Origin of the sequence: Halomonas sp. PAMB 3264 (assembly GCF_031954245.1) — a bacterium.
GTDB lineage: Bacteria > Pseudomonadota > Gammaproteobacteria > Pseudomonadales > Halomonadaceae > Vreelandella.
The window spans coordinates 196229-214523 of sequence record NZ_CP134866.1; the positions used below are offsets into that span (position 1 = coordinate 196229).

The 18295-nt window shown below is 61.4% G+C and carries 13 protein-coding genes and 1 pseudogene; 6 read left to right on the forward strand and 8 right to left on the reverse strand.

The features are described from left to right. Window positions 1-28: 28 nt before the first annotated feature. Window positions 29-2203, reverse strand: a complete 2175-nt coding sequence (locus RN347_RS00905) for a malate synthase G (protein ID WP_311959391.1) — start codon at window positions 2201-2203, stop codon at window positions 29-31. 266 nt (window positions 2204-2469) lie between these two features. Between RN347_RS00905 and RN347_RS00910 the strand changes: the two genes are divergently transcribed. The 4 genes from RN347_RS00910 to RN347_RS00925 all read left to right on the forward strand — a co-directional run bounded on the left by RN347_RS00910 (window position 2470) and on the right by RN347_RS00925 (window position 6524). Beyond that, a complete protein-coding gene (locus tag RN347_RS00910; protein ID WP_311959392.1) occupies window positions 2470-3507 on the forward strand; it encodes an alpha/beta hydrolase in 1038 nt (345 codons plus the stop codon). A 66-nt stretch (window positions 3508-3573) separates the two neighbouring features. After that, entirely contained in the window at window positions 3574-4785 is a 1212-nt protein-coding gene (locus RN347_RS00915; protein WP_311959393.1) for an MFS transporter, read from the forward strand. A gap of 76 nt (window positions 4786-4861) precedes the next feature. Beyond that, a complete protein-coding gene (locus RN347_RS00920; RefSeq protein WP_311959395.1) occupies window positions 4862-5617 on the forward strand; it encodes a glutaredoxin in 756 nt (251 codons plus the stop codon). 76 nt (window positions 5618-5693) lie between these two features. After that, window positions 5694-6524, forward strand: a complete 831-nt coding sequence (locus tag RN347_RS00925) for a sulfurtransferase (protein ID WP_311959397.1) — start codon at window positions 5694-5696, stop codon at window positions 6522-6524. 8 nt (window positions 6525-6532) lie between these two features. On the opposite strand, the pseudogene RN347_RS00930 reads toward RN347_RS00925, so the two are convergent. Continuing rightward, window positions 6533-7230, reverse strand: a pseudogene (locus RN347_RS00930) (ATP-binding protein); the annotation flags it as partial. A 469-nt stretch (window positions 7231-7699) separates the two neighbouring features. Here RN347_RS00930 and RN347_RS00935 point away from each other — a divergent pair. Beyond that, window positions 7700-8995, forward strand: coding sequence for a hypothetical protein (locus RN347_RS00935; RefSeq protein WP_311959399.1), 1296 nt, complete (start codon window positions 7700-7702; stop codon window positions 8993-8995). Window positions 8996-9448: 453 nt separating this feature from the next. On the opposite strand, the gene RN347_RS00940 is transcribed toward RN347_RS00935, so the two are convergent. The 6 genes from RN347_RS00940 to RN347_RS00965 all read right to left on the reverse strand — a co-directional run bounded on the left by RN347_RS00940 (window position 9449) and on the right by RN347_RS00965 (window position 17937). Beyond that, the gene (locus RN347_RS00940) at window positions 9449-10960 is read right to left on the reverse strand and encodes a YifB family Mg chelatase-like AAA ATPase (protein WP_311959401.1); all 1512 of its coding nucleotides are present in this window, start codon (window positions 10958-10960) and stop codon (window positions 9449-9451) included. 92 nt (window positions 10961-11052) lie between these two features. After that, window positions 11053-11919 carry an ABC transporter substrate-binding protein gene (locus RN347_RS00945; protein ID WP_311959403.1) on the reverse strand — a complete coding sequence of 289 codons (867 nt, stop codon included), beginning with the start codon at window positions 11917-11919 and terminating at the stop codon, window positions 11053-11055. Between the two features lie 114 nt (window positions 11920-12033). Further along, window positions 12034-14136: a TonB-dependent siderophore receptor gene (locus tag RN347_RS00950; RefSeq protein ID WP_311959405.1), complete on the reverse strand. Its 2103-nt coding sequence runs from the start codon at window positions 14134-14136 to the stop codon at window positions 12034-12036. Window positions 14137-14286: 150 nt separating this feature from the next. Further along, the gene (locus tag RN347_RS00955) at window positions 14287-15234 is read right to left on the reverse strand and encodes an AraC family transcriptional regulator (RefSeq protein WP_311959407.1); all 948 of its coding nucleotides are present in this window, start codon (window positions 15232-15234) and stop codon (window positions 14287-14289) included. Window positions 15235-15273: 39 nt separating this feature from the next. Further along, a complete protein-coding gene (locus RN347_RS00960; protein ID WP_311959408.1) occupies window positions 15274-17403 on the reverse strand; it encodes a TonB-dependent receptor in 2130 nt (709 codons plus the stop codon). A gap of 132 nt (window positions 17404-17535) precedes the next feature. Further along, entirely contained in the window at window positions 17536-17937 is a 402-nt protein-coding gene (locus tag RN347_RS00965; RefSeq protein ID WP_311959410.1) for an accessory factor UbiK family protein, read from the reverse strand. A gap of 23 nt (window positions 17938-17960) precedes the next feature. Between RN347_RS00965 and RN347_RS00970 the strand changes: the two genes are divergently transcribed. Beyond that, on the forward strand, window positions 17961-18164 hold the full coding sequence (locus RN347_RS00970) for a hypothetical protein (RefSeq protein ID WP_263585478.1): 204 nt from the start codon (window positions 17961-17963) through the stop codon (window positions 18162-18164). The last annotated feature ends 131 nt before the right edge of the window (window positions 18165-18295 follow it).

Sequence of the window (18295 nt, forward strand, 5' to 3'; positions counted from 1 at the left end):
TCATCGCTCGTTCCATTGAAGGCGCGATTTACTTCGCTTTATGCACCTGGCGCCACTCGTGCAAAAGCGGCTCGGTGTAGCCCGACGGCTGCTCGCGGCCCTTGAAGATCAGATCCGACGCTGCCTTGAAGGCCGTGGAGTCCTCGAAGTTGGCGCTCATCGCGGTGTAGTTCGCATCATGGGCGTTCTGCTCGTCGACCACCTTCGCCATGCGCTCCAGGGTCTCTTTCACCCGGGCTTCGTCGATGATGCCGTGGTGCAGCCAGTTGGCGATATGCTGGCTGGAGATGCGCAGCGTCGCGCGGTCTTCCATCAGGCCAACGTCGTGAATGTCCGGCACCTTCGAGCAGCCTACGCCGTGCTCGACCCAGCGCACCACGTAACCGAGGATGCCCTGGCAGTTGTTGTCGAGCTCCTGCTGGATCTCCTCATCGGACCAGTGGGCGTTCTCGGCGACCGGCACGGTGAGCAAATCCCCCAGCAGATCGGCTTCGCCGGCGCTTTGCATCTCGCGCTGAACGTCGGCGACCTTCACCTGGTGGTAGTGCAGCGCGTGCAGCGTGGCCGCAGTGGGCGAGGGCACCCAGGCGGTGTTGGCACCGGCTTTCGGATGGCCGATTTTTTGCTCGAGCATGGCGTGCATCAGATCCGGCATGGCCCACATGCCCTTGCCGATCTGGGCGCGGCCGCGCAGGCCACACGCCAGGCCCACCTGTACGTTGTTCTTCTCGTACGCGGTGATCCACTTGGCGGCTTTCATGTCGCCCTTGCGTACCATCGGACCCGCTTCCATGGCGGTGTGCATTTCGTCGCCGGTGCGGTCGAGGAAGCCGGTATTGATGAACACCACGCGCGAGGTCGCCTCATTGATGCACGCTTTCAGGTTGACCGTCGTGCGTCGCTCTTCGTCCATGATGCCCATTTTCAGGGTGTCGCGGCTCATGCCGAGGATGTCTTCCACGCGCGAGAAGAGTTCGTTGGCAAACGCCACCTCTTTCGGGCCGTGCATCTTCGGCTTGACGATGTAAACGGAGCCGGCGCGCGAGTTGCGCGGCTGGTCGGCGTCCTTTTTCAAGTCATACAGCGCGATCAGCGAGGTCATCACGGCGTCGAGAATGCCTTCCGGCAATTCATTGCCGTTCTCGTCGAGAATCGCCGGCGTGGTCATCAAATGGCCCACGTTACGCACGAACATCAGCGAACGGCCGGGCACGGTCACGTTGCCGCCCTCGGTGGTTTTCCAGGTACGGTCGGCGTTGAGCTTGCGCGTGGTGGTCTTGCCACCTTTCTCGATCTTCTCTTCCAGATCGCCGCGCATCAGGCCCAGCCAGTTGCCGTAGACGCCGACCTTGTCCTCGGCGTCCACCGCGGCCACGGAGTCTTCGCAGTCCATGATGGTGGTCAGCGCCGCCTCGACGACCACGTCCTTCACGCCCGCCGGGTCCGTCTTGCCGATGGCATCGTTGGCGTCGATCTGGATTTCGAGGTGCAAGTCGTTGTTCGAGAGCAGAATCGAGCTCGGCGCGCTTTCGTCGCCGTCAAAGCCGATCAGTTTGCCCGGATCTTGCAGGCCGGTTTCACGGCCGCCGGCCAGGCGCACCACCAGGTGGCCGTCGCGCAGCGTATAGCTCTGCGCATCGGCATGGGAGCCGGTGGCCAGGGGCGCTGCGCGGTCCAGCACGCCGCGGGCGTAGGCCACGACTTTCTCGCCGCGTTTGGGGTTGAAGCTCGTGCCTTTCTCGGCGCCGCCTTCTTCGGAGATGACGTCGGTGCCGTAGAGCGCGTCATAAAGGCTGCCCCAGCGGGCGTTGGCGGCGTTGAGCGCGTAGCGGGCGTTGCTGACCGGCACCACCAGTTGGGGCCCCGCCTGAACGGCGACTTCACGGTCGACGTTGGCCGTTGTAACGTTGACCGTCGACGGCGCGTCGACCAGGTAGCCCTGCTCTTTTAGGAAGCGCTGGTAGGCAGCCATGTCGGTCACCGCACCCGGGTGCTCCTTGTGCCAGCCGTCGAGCGCTTTTTGTAGCGTTTCACGCTCTTCCAGCAGGCGCTGGTTTTTCGGGGTAAGATCATGAAACAGGGCATCGACGCCGGACCAGAAAGCGTCTTCATCGACACCGGTCCCCGGTAGCGCCTGTTCGGTGATGAAGCGGTCCAGTTCAGCCGCCACCTGTAGGCGGTGACGCGTAATACGCTCGCTCATGGGTCTCTCCTCTGAAAGTGCCCGTGGGGATGAAAGATGGCCACGGCCAGTATCGATATGATGTCAGGACAATAATTCAAGAACGCAATAGTTCCAGAACGATAATGTCAGGGTAATGATCTCAAGACAGTTATTTATGGAAAATAGTTCCATAAACGCTTTGGCCTGTAAACAGCGTAGACGCGAAAGCGCAGTCATGCTCGACTAAATGATAATAAAGCGCGCAACGGTCATGGCGGCATCATGATCGCTCAGGGAGAGACGCCATGCATGAGTTCGATCATCTGTCAGCGGTGTTTCGCCAGGCACCCAGCGCCCCGGCGCTTCACTATTTGGCCCCCGGCTCACCGCTGACCCGCGCGGTCCAGGACTATTTTCATCACTACCGGCTCAGCGAGCTTTTCGAAAGTACGCCGTCGGTCTACGCCGGGTTCATCGATACCGGCCGCTTCAATCTCTGGTGTCAGGTGTGGAGCCCCATGGCGCCCCGGGGCACAGTCTTTGTGGTGCACGGCTATTTCGATCATCTCGGGCTTTATCGTCATCTGCTCGAAAGCCTGCTGGAGAACGGCTGGCTGGTGGTGCTATGGGATCTGCCCGGCCACGGGCTTTCCAGCGGCCCGCGAGCAGAGATCGACGAGTTCGAGGACTACCAGCACTGTTTCAGCCACGTCAAACACACCCTGGAGGCGGCGGATTTGGCCCCGGCGCCGTGGATCGGCATCGGCCAGAGCACCGGCGCGGCGATTCTGGCGACCGACGCGCTGGAACACCGTGAGGCGGCACACTGGGCGGCCATCGTACTGCTGGCACCGCTGGTGCGCCCCTGGCGCTGGGGCCAGGCCAGCTGGGTGCACCTCATTGCCAGCCCCTTCGTCAAGGAGCTGCCGCGCAAGTACCGGCCAAACTCCACTGACGAAGCCTTCACCACCTTTTTGCGCGAGCACGACCCGCTGCAGCCCGAGCGCCTGAGCGTGGTCTGGGTGTCCGCCATGCGCCGCTGGATTCCCAGGGTGCTGGCTTTCGAGCCCCTCGCGTTGCCGACGCTGATTCTTCAGGGCGAGCAGGACACCACGGTGGACTGGGAGCGAAACCTCGACATCCTGGCCGAGAAGCTGCCGCAGGCGTCGGTGTTTCGCCACCCCGAGGCGAAACACCACTTGGTGAACGAGTCCATCGCCATTCGCCAGGCACTGTTCGAGCGGCTCGAAGCGTTTCTCGATGACGTGGAGGCCGGGTCTGACGGCGGCATCGACGATACCGCCGCGGCGTCCCGCGCGCTGACGCACTCGACGGGCTTGTAAGCCCAGGCGCCGCGCTCGGCTCTTCACGGCCAACACTTCATCCATCACTTCGTCGGGAGGCTGCGGGTGGCACAACGACCCTTTTCGTATCCACCGAGCGTGCTGGCCCGCCGGCCGGTCGCCGTCATCGCGCTAGCGCAGCTGCTGGGCACCTCGCTCTGGTTCAGCGCCAACAGCGCGTTTGAAGAACTGACCCGCGTCTGGAGCGTCAGCGCCGCCGAAATCGGCTGGCTGACCGGCGCGGTGCAGAGCGGCTTCATTCTCGGCACGCTCACGCTGGCATTGACCGGGCTTGCCGACCGCTTTCGCGCAAGCCACCTGTTCGTGGCCAGCGCTCTGCTGGGGGCGCTTTGCAACGCGCTATTCGCCTGGAGCGCTCAAGGGTTGACCGAGGCGCTACTCTGGCGCTTTCTGGTCGGGCTCAGCCTGGCCGGTATCTATCCCGTGGGCATGAAGCTGGTGGTCAGCTGGGCCCCGGAACGCACCGGCCAGGCGCTGGCCCAACTGGTGGCGATGCTGACCCTGGGCACGGCCTTGCCCCACGGGCTCAAAGAGCTGGGCGCCGATCTTCCCTGGCAGGTCGTGATCAGCGCGTCATCCGTGCTGGCGCTGGCGGGCGCGGGGCTGATTTTCATGCTGGGTGACGGCGCGCATCTGCCGGCGCGCCAGGCGGATTCGAGCTCGCCGCTGCAAGTCAGCGAGGCGTTCAAGGCGCCCGGTTTTCGCGCGGCGGCCTGGGGGTATTTCGGCCACATGTGGGAGCTTTATGCCTTCTGGACGGTGGTGCCGCTGCTAGTGGCGAACTCGGTGCTGGCCAGTGACGCGTCCGGTATTGGCGTATCGGGCATGGCCTTTGGCGTGATCGGCGTCGGGGCGCTGGGGTGCCTTGTCGGCGGGGCGCTGTCGCGCCGATTTGGCAGCGCCGCCGTGGCGTTATCCATGCTGACGCTCTCGTGCCTCTGCGCCGTGCTGTTCGCGCTTTTCTGGCGCACGCTGTCGCCGGTGGGGCTTGGCCTGTTGCTGCTCGTCTGGGGCGCGGCGGTGGTGGCGGACTCGCCGCAGTTCTCGGCGCTGGCGGCAAAGGCCTGCCCGCCGGCGATCGTCGGGGCATCGCTTGCCATTTTGAACGCCATCGGCTTTGCCATCACCGTGGTCTCCATCGGCCTCGTCACCGCGCTGTTTGAACGTGTCCAGCTGGACGCGGCCTGGCTTTTGGTACCGGGGCCGGTGGTGGGGCTGCTGGGCTACGGTTTGACGCGAAAACGCGCCCGCTGTTAGCGGCTTGAAAAGCCTTGGGGCGCCCTAACGTCTACACTAGTAAATAGCACGCTCAATAGTTTCAGCGAGGTGAATGATGGCAACGACCACACGCGGTACCGCCCGGGTCTATCGCATGAACATGACCAAACACCGCTGCCCCTTCGGCGTGAAAACGGTGGATCTTTTGAAGCGCAAGGGGTTCGAGGTGGAGGACCACTGGCTGACCTCCCGCGAGGAGATCGATGCCTTCAAGGCGCGAGAAAACGTCAAGACCACGCCCCAGACCTATATTGGGGATGAGCGCATCGGCGGCTATGAGGAGGTGCGCAAGCACCTTGGTCTTCGCGTGCGCGACCCCAACGCCACGACCTACCGCCCGGTACTGGCGATTTTTGCCGTGGCGCTGTTGATCGGCCTGGCGGTGAGCTGGACAGCCACCGGTTCGCTTATGGCGCCTCGTATGCCGGAGTACGCTATCGCCACCGCCATGGTGCTGCTGGGCCTGCAAAAGCTGCAGGACGTACAAAGCTTTAGCACCATGTTCATCAACTACGACTTGCTCGCCCAGCGCTACGTGCCCTACGCCTACGCGTATCCCTTCATCGAAACCCTGGCAGGGCTTTTGATGTTGGCAGGCGCCTTGATCTGGCTGGCGGCGCCGCTTGCTCTACTCGCCGGCGGCGTAGGGGCGGTCTCGGTATTTAAGGCGGTTTACATCGATAAACGCGAGCTCAAGTGCGCCTGCGTGGGCGGCGGCAAGAACGTGCCACTGGGCTTCGTGTCGCTGACCGAGAATCTGGTGATGATTGGCATGGGGCTCTGGATGGGGCTGCGTCTGTTGGCAGGCTGAGTGTGCATCGCGCTTAAAAGCCCGGGGTGACGTCATGAGAATGCCACCATTCCCGGACTACCAGGAGTTTCATCCCATGTCTGATATCCTCATTTCCGCACTTGATCTTAACGAGCGTTTAAAGCGCGTCAATCCGCCCAGGGTGCTGGACGCCTCGCTGCCCAACAGTCCCATCGCTTCCTTTGTACCGGAGGATGGTTGCACGCTGCCGGGTGCGCTCGAATTCGATATCGAGCGAGTCTTTTCTGATCAGAGTGCGCCTTTTCCTCACACGCTGCCGGCGCTGGACGCCTTGCAACAGGCGTGCGGGCAGTTGGGTCTCTCGATCGATGACGAGATCGTCGTCTTCGACAACCGCGGCGTTTTCTCCGCCCCGCGCGCCTACTGGCTGCTGACCCAGGCGGGCTTTACCAACGTCCGGCTGCTCGACGGTGGCCTGCCGGGGTGGCTTGCGCAGTCGCTTCCGGTGCAGCAGGGCTATAGCGAGCCAACACCGCTTGCGACGCCCCCGGTACTCAAGGCCAACCCGAGCGTGGTCAGCGTGGATGACGTTCAGGCCAACATCGCCGCACCGCGCTTCACGCTGGTGGATGCCAGAAGCGCCGGGCGCTTTTCCGGACAGGCGCCGGAGCCGCGCCCGGAGTTTCCAGGCGGGCATGTGCCCGGCGCCTGCAACCTGCCGTTTGGTGACGTGCTGGAAAACGGCTACTTCAAAAGCGCTGAGGAGATTGCGCGACTATTGCGTGACAGGGGGTTATCGCCGGCGGATCACGTGGCGTTTAGCTGCGGCTCGGGCATTACCGCCTGCATCCTGTGGGTGGCCGCCGAGCTTGCCGGCTTTGAGCACCTTTCGCTGTTCGACGGCTCCTGGACGGCGTGGGTGATGAGTGGACGTTATCAGGGGTAAGGCACTGCTCAGCCTTTTCCCAGCAGACGATCCAGCTGCCGATAGCCAATGGCCTCGATCAGGTGCGTCTGCCCCGGCTTGGGTTCGCCCTGTAGATCAGAAAGCGTCAGCGCCACCCGCAACACGCGGTGATATGCCCGCGCCGAGAGCTTGAGTTTTCCAGCACCTCGGCAAGCCAGGCGCGCTCCTCGTCGTTCAAGTCACAGGCGGCTTTCAGCGCCTTGCCGCTTAGCTGGCTGTTGAGCGCACCGCGCTCCATCTGACGCGCTCTTGCGGCCATCACGCGCTCGCGTACCGCGTCGGACGATTCGCCCTGGGTCTGGGCGGTGAGCTGCTCCGGCGGCAGGGCGGGGACTTCCACCTGAAGGTCGATACGGTCCAGTAGCGGGCCGGAGAGCCGCGCCTGATAGCGCTGGATCTGGCTGGCCGTGCACTGGCAGCGGCTTCGCGGGTCGCCCAGGTGGCCGCAGGGGCAAGGGTTCATGGCGGCGACGAGCTGAAAACGCGCCGGGTAGCGGCGCTCGTGGCTCGCCCGCGACAGATGGATTTCGCCGGTTTCCAGCGGCTGGCGAAGGACCTCCAGCACGCTTCTGGAAAACTCCGGCAGCTCGTCGAGAAACAGCACGCCCATGTGGGCCAGCGAAATCTCGCCGGGCTTGGGTTTCGAGCCGCCGCCCACGAGTGCCGCGGCGCTGGCGCTATGATAAAGCCAGTGGATCAGGCCGGCGAGCGCCGGCTGCTTCAGCCCTCGGCGAATCAAACCTTTCTTGCTTTTCTAATCTGCCTTGTATTTATCACAACGGTCAAATCGATACCGTAAATACTTGATAGAAATATTATTCATTTAAAGAATATATTTTTTTCTCTAACATGATTTTTATCAAATGCGCTGGCTTGTTTAACCGTCAAGTTTATGAACAGCTATTGAATCAGTTGCACCACTAAAAAATAATTTGGAGCCAACATGGTATATCAACTTTTAGTACCGTCCACAAAACGTCGACAACCGGCTCAATTCTTGAGTGCCACTCATGCTGATCAATAAGTTATAAAGCTAAGTAAAAAGTTCCTACAAGAATATTCATGAAATCACAAACAGAAGCTATCGGTTGAGTGCTGTATAGCGACTTTAATGTGACTGTTTTTTCTAATAAATAAATATAAAAGAGAAACGTATGAAAAAAATCGCCATCACACTATGCATTTTATCGCCTATCAATTACGCGAGCGCCAATTTCATCGACTTCGTAAAAGAAAGTGATCATACGCTTGGTCTTATTAACTTTTATGACAATGTCCAAAGCGGTCGCTACGATAGGGCCGGAAACTCAGATATATTGAACTGGGTGCAGTCAGCTTCGTATGATTTTGATTCGGTCTACGTAGACGATCACTATGGCTTTAACTTTGGGTTACTTGCCGTTGAGCCGATTGATTATGGTGAGACGTTTTTTGCAAAAAGTATTTTACAGTCTGAAGTGGGCGATGATGGCCAGCGAAGTGCTCAAGGCTTTGATAAGGTCTCAGAGGCATTTCTAAAACAGACGTTTTCAACGGATAACGGTACTAATGTCTATTTCTATGAAGGGCTACGTGTACTAGAAGATTTTGGTGCCGTATCACGCGACGGTAGTGTTACTTCCAGCGCTTATTATGGTATTACAACAGAAGTGGAATCAGAAAATTGGAATTTTAAAGCGGGCTATTTAACAGATTACTCTGCCCCCAATGTCTCTGGTAGAGAAAGTCTGCTGACAAAAGATAATGAAGATGTTGATTTTATTTATACCTTGGCAGCCGATTATAACACAGATGGTCACTCTTTCCATTACTATATCGGCGAAGGTCAGGACTACTTAAGAAGCCAGTCCTTTAGTTATAGTAATATTCAAGAAAGTAGGAAGTTCTCCGCCAAACTTATTTATGTAGATGCACTATCCAACTATAGATCGCTGTCTGATCAAAATCGGTTCTTTGATGACGATGCTTATATTGCAGAAATAAAGGCCGACTTCTTCTTGTCCTCGGGCATTTTTTCTCTAGGCTATGCTTATGTGTCAGCAGAAAGAGAGAGTAGCTTGGGTCGATTTGAAAACAATCTTTCAAATAATTCATATGGCGAAGATAGCAACATCGCTAATGGCTTGTCTAAAGACTTTTATAATGATCAAGAAAGCGTTATAGCAATGAGTTACCTACACCGGTACAGTCCGGAAGTAAGACTGGGATTTATCTCTCGTTATGGTTTCAATTTCGAATATGCGGGGCAGGATTTATACGAATATGAAGTTGGTGGAGCGATTTTCTATACCCCTACTGCGGTTCCTGGGCTTGAGCTCAGTCTCAAGGGCGGGCCAAACTCCTCTTTCCGCCGCGGCAGAAGCGATAATACGCCTTACCTGGATAGTAACGGGCAAACAGATAACTTCGATGGTACAACCATTATGGCAAAAGCCATTTACGTATTCTGAAATGTTGATAACAAGTGTTTAAATCCTGAACTCCTGAATTCAAGCAATATGCGCAGCACCTGCGGTATCCAGGGCTGTTTCACTTTGGTCGGTAAAGCAGGGAGGGCACCGGCGCTGACCCTCCTGCCTCTACCGTGTGGCCCACAGTGTTGCGGTTATGCTATGAATCCAGGATTACAACTTTGGCTTAAATTACTTAAGTAAAACATGGATGAATAAAGGTGGTTCTTTATGCCGCCAGATCGAAGAACTGGCCGAGCGCGCCGGGGTCTCGCTGGCCGGCGCGCTCGGTGTTCCTGATAGCGCGGCGATGACTGGCTTCACTGTGGCCAGGATCGGGGTCGCGATCGTGCCCAGGAATGTGATCATGGGCGTTGTTGGCGCCGCGACAATACCGCTGGCTGACGAAGGTGCCTCGAGCCTGCTCTCGTGGTCGGCATCAGGAGGCGTGGCTCAGCCTTTTCCCAGCAGGCGATCCAGCTGCCGGTAACCAATGGCCTCGATCAGGTGCGGCTGCCCCGGCTTGGGTGCGCCCTGCAAATCCGAAAGCGTGAGCGCCACGCGCAGCACGCGGTGATACGCCCGCGCCGAGAGCTTGAGTTTTTCAAGCACCTCGGCAAGCCAGGTGCGCTCCTCATCGTTCAAGTCGCAGGCGGCTTCCAGCGCCTTGCCGCTGAGCTGGCTGTTGAGCGCGCCGCGCTCCATTTGGCGTGCTCGGGCGGCCATCACGCGCTCGCGTACCGCGTCGGACGATTCGCCCTGGGTCTGGGCGGTGAGCTGCTCCGGCGGCAGGGCGGGGACTTCCACCTGAAGGTCGATACGGTCCAGCAGCGGGCCGGAGAGCCGCGCCTGATAGCGCTGGATCTGGCTGGCCGTACACTGGCAGCGGCTTCGCGGGTCGCCCAGGTGGCCGCAGGGGCAGGGATTCATGGCGGCGACGAGCTGAAAACGCGCCGGGTAGCGGCGTTCGTGGCTGGCGCGCGACAAGTGGATTTCGCCGGTTTCCAGCGGCTGGCGAAGGACCTCCAGCACGCTTCTGGAAAACTCCGGCAGCTCATCGAGAAACAGCACGCCCATGTGGGCGAGCGAAATCTCGCCGGGTTTGGGTTTCGAGCCGCCGCCCACCAGTGCGGCGGCGCTGGCGCTGTGATGAGGCTGGCGAAACGGGCGCTGGCCCCAATCCGATTCGAGGGCCAGCCCGCACACCGAGCGTACCGCGGCAACCTGCAGGGCGTCATCCTCGTCAAGCGGCGGCAGAATGCCCGGCAGGCGGCTGGCCAGCATGGTTTTGCCGGTGCCCGGTGGGCCTGCCAGCAGGAGGTTATGCCCACCGGCGGCGGCCACTTCCAGCGCCCGGCGCGCCTGGTGCTGGCCGCGTACATCGGCAAGGTCTGGCGCGGGGTTCTGCGCTTTCGGTGGGGCGGGCAGCACGTGGGGCGCGATGCGGGTCTGATCCAGAAGGTGGGCCACGATGTCCCAGAGTGATTCGGCCGGCAGGACTTCCAGACCGTTACCCGCAAGCGCGGCTTCGTCCGCGCAAGCCCTGGGCACCATCAGCCTGCGCCCGGCGCTTTTGGTGGCCAGCGCAAACGGCAGCATGCCGGGCACCGGACGCAGCTTGCCGTCGAGGGCCAGCTCGCCCGCGCACTCGATGCCTTCAAGCGCCTCCACCGGCAGCTGGCCGGAGGCGGCGAGAATGCCCAGCGCAATGGGCAGATCGAAACGCCCGCCCTCCTTGGGCAGATCCGCCGGGGCCAGGTTCAGGGTGATGCGCCGGGTGTTGGGAAAGTCAAAGCCTGCGTTGACCAGCGCACTGCGCACCCGCTCGCGGCTCTCCTTCACGGCGGCTTCCGGCAGGCCGACCAGCGTCAATCCCGGCAGGCCGTTGGCCAGATGCACCTCGACCTGCACTGCCGGAGCGTCGAGCCCTACGCCGGCACGCGTGTTCACGATGGCAAGTGTCATCACCGTTCCCCTGTTGGCGGTCTAATTTTTCTTTTGCCAATTAAACCTGGCACATTTGCTCGACGTTGGGCAATGCGCCTGATCAACGGGGATCAGGAATCAACAGGTGACGAGGCGTCGTTCAGTGCCCGGGTCAGCTCGCGGGCAAAGCGCTGAGCGGAGGGCAGTGCGCCGAAGCTCCAGACCGGCGCCAGACGAATCACGCGGTGCTCTTCGATGGCGGGCAGGCGCTGCCAGAGCCCGCTGCGGGCAAGCTCTTCCTCGACGCCGGTGGGCACGGGGTCGACGATGACCAGGGTAGCGTCGGGATAGTGTGCCAGCGTCTCGACGCCGGTCAGCGCAAAGCCCCAGGCGTTGGTGGCTTCCTGCCAGGCGTTATCGATGCCCAGCCGCGAGAGCACAGCGTTGTAGAGGCTGTTGTCGCCAAACACGCGCACGTGGCGCGCATCCATGAACTGAATCATCAAAAGCGGCGATGTGGCGCGCGTCTGTTCGCTCAGGCGCTCCATCAGTGAGTCGGTCTCGATGATCAGCGCTTCGGCCTGGGCCTCGCGGTGGGTCTTTTCGCCGAGCTGGCGGGTGAAGCTCAGCAGCTCCGGCCAGGTCTCTTCGCCTGGCGTGTAGAGCGCAAACGAGCTTACCGGCGCAAGGCGCGATAGCTTCGGCGTGAGCCCTTCGAACATCGGCGAAATCAGAAAGCCTTCCGGCGGGTTTTGGGCCATCAGCTCGAAGTTGGGCTGCTGGCGCAGGCCCAGATCAACCACCGAATCCGGAAGGCGCGGCTCGCCGACCCAGTCATGGTAGGCGGGAATTTGCGCCACGCCTTCGATCGGCGCGTCGATGGCCAGCAGCGTCTCGGCGATGGTCCAATCAAGCGTCGCCCACTGCGCCTGGGCACCGGCCGGCAGAAGGCTGGCGGCCAGCAGCAGGCCGCGGGCAATAAGAGGGGAAAGGCGCATGCAGGGCATCACTCGAGAAGTCAGCCGGTATTTAAACGATAATATTTATTGTTTGCAAACCCGAAACGATGGACGCCCGAGCGCGATGGCCCGGGCGCTGCGCGTGGCGCTTGATCAGAAGCGGTAGTGGACGCTGGCGGTCACGCTGCGCTCGGCGCCGAAGTAGCAGTAGTCCAGCGAGTTGCAGGTCGCGACGTACTCCTTGTCCAGCACGTTGTTGACGTTGAGGCGGGTTTCGACGCCTTCAAAACCCTGCTGGCTCCAGTCGTAGCCTACCGTGGCGTCGACCAGGGTGTAGTCGGGCACCTTCTCTGTGTTGGCACGGTCAGCGGCAATGTCGGCGTAGTGGCGAATGCCCAGGCCCATGTCGACACCGCTGAGCCCGCCATCCACCGGCGCGTAGTGTCCCCAGGCCTGAAGCTGGTGGCGCGGCGCATAGATGGCGTTGTTGCCTTCGTTGCCGTCATCGCTTTTGGCGTAGGTAATATCGGTGAAGCTGTAGCCCGCCTGTAGCGACAGCGTGTCGGTGAGCCGAGTCTGCGCTTCGAGCTCCAGACCCTGAGATTCGATCTCGCCGACGGCCCGGTAGGGGTCGGTCGGCTGCTCCTTGGTGGCCACGTTCTCCTGGCTGATGTGGAAAACAGCGGCGCTGAACTGGCTTTGGCTACCCTCGGGCGTGACCTTGACGCCGGCCTCCCACTGCTCGCCCTCCATGGGGGCGAGCAGGTCGCCGCGCTCGTCGACGAAACTGGTCGGCGTGAAGGCAGTGGAATAGCTCACGTAGGGCGCTACGCCGTTGTCGAACAGATACACCGCTCCGGCGCGACCGCTGAACTGGGTGTCGCTGAGTGAGCTTGCATCCTGTGAGTCGCGGTTGACGTTGTCGATGTTCACCCAATCGTAGCGCCCGCCGAGGGTAAAGCGCCAGTTCTCGACGCTGACCTGATCCTGCAGGTAGGTACCGGTCTGTTCGATCTCGTGATGCTCGCGCGTCGGGTCGTAGAACACCGCCTCATCCAGGTTGACGCCGTAGACCGGATCAAACGCATCGAGCGGCGGAAAGGCGCCGGAGGGCCAGGAGACTTCGTTTTCACGGTGCTGGTAGTCCACGCCGAACAGAAACTGGTGGGCCACGGCGCCGGTATCGAGCGCCGCTTCCAGCTGGTTGTCCACCGTCCAGGCGGTGAGCGACTCGTCGCTGCCCGAGTAGTAGCGGGTCAGCTCATTGGAATCCGGCGCGCTCCAGCCGAAGCCGTAGACCTGGTTGAGCACCACGTCGGAATTCAGGTAGCGCAACAGCTGGCGCCCGGTGACGTCCTCGTTGAAACGGTGCTCCAGGGTGTAGCCGACCATCCGCTGGGTGCGCTCATAGGTATCGAAGGCCTCTTCGCCGTCGAAGAAGGTGTTGCTGATCCTGCGCCCGTTGTGGGGCACCACCGAGCCCTCGAACGGCACGCCGGAGTGGTAGCCGCCTTCGGGCTCGTCCTGCAGGTAGGCTTCGAGCGTCAGGCTGGTGGCGTCGGTCATGTCCCAGGTCAAACGTGGGGCGATAGCGTAGCGCTCCTCCTTGGCGGGGTCGAACTGGGTGTCGGAGGCGCTGGCGATACCGGTCAGGCGAAACGCCACGCGCTGCTCGTCGCCCAGCGGCCCGGTCAGGTCGAACGCGGCGCTGCGCTGCTGATTATTGCCCAGGCGAAAGCGCAGCTCGCCGCTTTGGTCGAACTCGGGGCGTTTGCTGTTGAGCGCGACCACCCCGCCGGGGGAGGCGCGCCCGTAAAGTACCGATGCCGGGCCGCGCACCACCTCGATGCTTTCCAAAAACCAGGGATCGACGCGCATGGAGCTATGCGAGTTGGCGTCGCCCATCAGCTTCAGGCCGTCGAGAAACGTATTGCTCAGACTGCCGTCGGAGAAGCCGCGCAGCACCAGGTAGTCGAAACGGTTGGAGGCGCCGACCTGGTTGGTGTACACGCCGGGGGTGTAGTCGGCGGCGCGCTGAACGGTCGTTACGCCGCGGCGCTCCATCTGTTCGTCGGTGATGGTCGAAACGCTCTGCGGGGTTTCCAGAAAGGGGGTGGCGACCTTGGTGGCGGCCTGCTGGGCGGTGACCGTCACGGTGTCGAGCCGGGTGGCCGTGGTCTGGGCGCTGGCCTGAAATGAGGCCAGCATCAAAGCGGCAGCGACAGGAGCGAGGGTGAACGTGCGGGTCGGCAGCATGATAGGTCCTGGAATCGAACGCGAAAATTTTAGGTAATGAGAATTATTACCTTTTATGGGACGGAAAAGGTATGCCGCTCGCTAGAAGGGCTATGCCCGATGACAAATATGCGGAAGATCGTGAACGCTCAGGCGCGGCGCTTTGAGCGGCTATCGAGGCGAACGGACGTCGTGGGGCGTGACGCCGAAGGCGCGCTTGAAGGCGGTCGCGAAGTTGGTCGCGTGCTTGAAGCCGCAGGCGTGGGCCGTTTGCTGAACGCTAACGCCCTGCTCGAGATAGCGCCGTGCCTGATCGAGCCGGCAGCGGCGAACGTGCGTAAAGAGGGTGTCGCCGTAAAGCTGACGGAATTTTTGACGCAGGCTGCTGGTACTCATGGCGGCGTCGCGGGCCAGCGCCGATAGGCAATACTCGGCGCCCGGGTCGCGGCGGATGCGCTCATGAAGCGCACTCAGGCAGTCGCGGTCGCGCCTGGATAGCCGAGGCGTGGCGGTTTCATCGGATTCGGGAAGAGCGTTGCCCAAAAGCTGCAGCGCCAGCCCCTGCCAAACGAGCCGCTGGCGCCAGGCGCTTGCGGGCTCGCAGGCCGCCTGTACCAGCGTGCGGTAAAGCGATGGCGGCAGCGACCAGCGGTGGAGCGCGCTTTTGGACATCGGCGCCGGCAGCGCGAACGGCGCGGTCGCCAGCACCGCGAGATTCACCGTTTTCAAACGGCGCTGGCGGGGTTGATGGACGATGAGCGGCTGGGCGGCGTCGAAGTGGGCGCAAAACCCGTCGCCAGCGCCCAGGGTCAGCGTTTGCTGGCCCAGCGTCGGCGATACCTCGCCTTCCAGCACCACGCTGACGAACCAGGGCACGCCCTGCATCGAGGAGGAGGTGTAGCCACGCTCGACCTCGAGATCGGACAGCGTCAGGTGCAGCGAATCGAACAGGCGCACGTCGTGCACCTCGCCTCTGGCCACCGGGGTGGCGGCTCCCGGGGCAGCGGCCCCCGGGGCAGCGGCCCCCGGGGCGTCATCGATGCGATAACGAATGCCGAACCGCTGGCCCCACTGCGCCAGGGTGTGCGGCGTAATGGCGTTCAAGGCGGCGCGTGGCATGCGATCACCTCCGAAAACCGTGGCGCTTTTTGATGCGCGCTAGTACTCGAGCGACCAGCCGAGCGTAAAGGTGCGCCCGCGGGCCTGGTAGTCGTAAAGATACTCCGGGCCATAGGTAGGCGAATAGAAGCCCACGGCGCGCTGCCCCCAGGGAGTGGAGTACTGCTTGTCGGTCAGGTTACTGACGCCCAGGCTCAGCGTGCCGAAATCGGTCTTTTGGCTTCCGATCAGGTCAAACGTGGTGAAGCCATCGATGCGTTCGCCGGCGGCGTCCTCGTACTCGCGGGCGTGGCTGCCCTGAAGGCGAACCGTACGCGTTTGATCCTGCCAGCCCACGTGGGCGGTCAGGCTATCCTGGGAGGGGTAGGGCGACACGGTAATGCCGCGATCCTGCCAGTCACCGTCCACCTTCTGCTCGGAGACCAGCGCGTGGAGCGTCGTGCCCACTTCCCAGTGGTTGCCGATGTAGCGCGTGAGTGACGCCTCCAGCCCGTAGTCGCGGCGGTCGTCGTCAACCTGAGCGATGTTGAGATCCTCGTCCAGCTCGATCGCGGTATCCGACCAGGCGTAGTAAACCGCTGCCTGGGCCAACCAGTCGCCGCCCTGGTAGCGCCAGCCGAGTTCGACCTGGCGGGTCTTGATGCCGTCGAGCGGGTTGTCCGCCACGGTCTGGCCGGCGCGGCCGTAATACTTGGACGGGTCGGGCAGCTCGAAGCCCTCGGAATAGCCCAGCCAGCTTTGATGGCCATTGTCGAAATCGTACAAGGCGCTTGAATTGAACAGCGTCACGTCGTAGTCGCTCGAGCCGCCGGGCACGCCGTTGAAGTCGTCGATGTCCACGTCCATGCGCTGGTGGCGAACGCCGCCGCTGAGCTGGAGTTGGTCCGTGGCCCACCACTCGCCCTGGGTAAACAGCGCCAGCGTGTCGACCTCGAAGCTCGGGTAGCGCGGGGTGACGCTGTCACGGCGCTGCACGAGTCCGCCCGTGGCGTCGCTGGCGGCGCGATCAAAGCGCATTTGCGAGGCATCGAACGACTCCCGGTCGATATCCGCGCCGTAGCTCAGGTTGAAGCTGTCGGTCAGATCTGCCGAGAATAGCCCCTTCAATCCGCTTAGCGTGGTGTTCTGCTGGGAAGCGGCAAAGTAGTAGCCGCCGCCCTGGGCGCGATAGGGGAAGGGATGAAAGCTCGACTCTTCCTCCCGGTGAAACGCCTGCAGGTAGAAATCCTGGTTCAGCAGATCGGCGTGGTGGTAGCTGGCGCTGATCATCTTGCGGTCGGTGCGCGGCTCGCGATCGGCGGTAAAGCCATCGCGGATGTCGGCGTCGTTCAGGTTCGGCGCGGGCGCGGCCAGGTTGGGGTAGAAAACACCGCGCTCGTTTGCCTTGCCGGAGTCATACAGCTGCCCGGTCAGTTGAAGCGTCTGATTCGCGTCGAGCTCGACGCTCAGGTTGCCCAGCACGTCCAGGCTACGGTTGCCCTGTAAGTCGCTCTGGGCGATATCGGGAAAGATCTCATCACCGCCGGCATCATACTGGCGGCCATTCTCATTGAGCGACACACCGATGCGCCCGTATACGGTATCGCTGCCGCCGCTGGCGGACTGGGAAAGCCGCCGGTCCAGATCATGGTCGGTGTTGAAGCCGGTGGTAAGGCTCGCCTGAGTCTCGAAGTGTGGACGCCCGGATTCGCCCTGCCTGGTGATGATATTGATCAAGCCCCCCGTGGCGCCGCCGCCGTAAAGGCTGGTGGTGCCCGACAGCACTTCGACGCGCTCGATGTTGAACGGGTCGATGGCGTCGAACTGGCGCGACAGGCCGCGGGAATTGTTCAGTGAAACGCCGTCGATGAGCACCTGAACGCTACGCCCGCGCATGTTTTGCCCCGCATTGGTGCGCCCCTGGGGGCCAAAATCGAGCCCAGGCACTAGCCGGCCCAACGCCGTTTTCAAATCGCCGCCGGCGTTGATCTGTTGGGTAAGCTCGGCGCCTTCGACCACGTGCACCGCGCCGGGAATCTGGCTGATCTGGGTGGGGGTACGCGACCCCACGACGACCATGGTGTCCTGGGCGGCAGCTTCGTCCCCGGTGGTCGGTTGGGCCTGGGCAAACGTCATCAAGGGAAAAGCGCCGCTCAAGAAGGCGACGCTTAGGGGAGCAAGGCGAGTCATGAGCTATCCGAAAAGCAGATTGTTATTGAGAGAACGCCAATCAGGGGCGCTGTAAAGCGCAATGATAGGTGTTCTCATTTTTTATATCAATCTGCTGAGCCCGCGGTTTTTTTGGGTGGGAACGCTAAAGGCCTATTCGCCCAGGTCGTCGACTGCGCCGGTAGCGCCTTTCGAGTCTTTGGCCGGCTTGGCGGTCGAGGCGCGCGGTTTGGCGGCTTTTTGGGCCGGCTCGTTTGGCGCCGGAGTGGTCTGGGCCTCGGCTTCCATGGGAGTTGCCTTATCGGCCTGGCTTGCGTCGATCGAGGCTTCCAGGTTCGCCACCTGGCGCTCCAGCGCTTCTACCCGCGAGCGGGTGCGCTGCAGCACGTCCATCAGAATGTCGAAATCCTCGCGGGAGACCAGCTCCATACGATCAAACGCACCGCGCATGACCTGTTGCACGCCTTTTTGAATGTCTTCCGGCGCATGGGAAGCGTTTTGTAAACGATCGCCGATTTGCTGGGCGAGGCGGCTAATACGGTCTTGGGTCGCCATGACTCTCTCCTGATGAGGAACGCATGAAGGTAAACGACGTGTCGCTGTACGTCTTTGCAGTAAGGATACGCAACCGTAGCGAAATACGCATGTTTCGCAGACGAGAAAGCAGTGACTTTTTCAATGCATCAAAAGAAGGCAAGGCGCTTTTCTATTCGCACTTATATGGTGCGGTGAATTATCTCTGCACCGCCTTGGCGCGCTGGGCAACGGCCTCGTTACGTTAAGGCGTCGCTTAAAGTTATGATTTTTTAGTTAATTTTAGTGAATGGCACGGTATGAGCATTAACGAGGCATCGCATTAATGTCGGCGGCAGTGCCGCTACTTATTCCAGCGCCGCTCATTTTAGCGCTACTT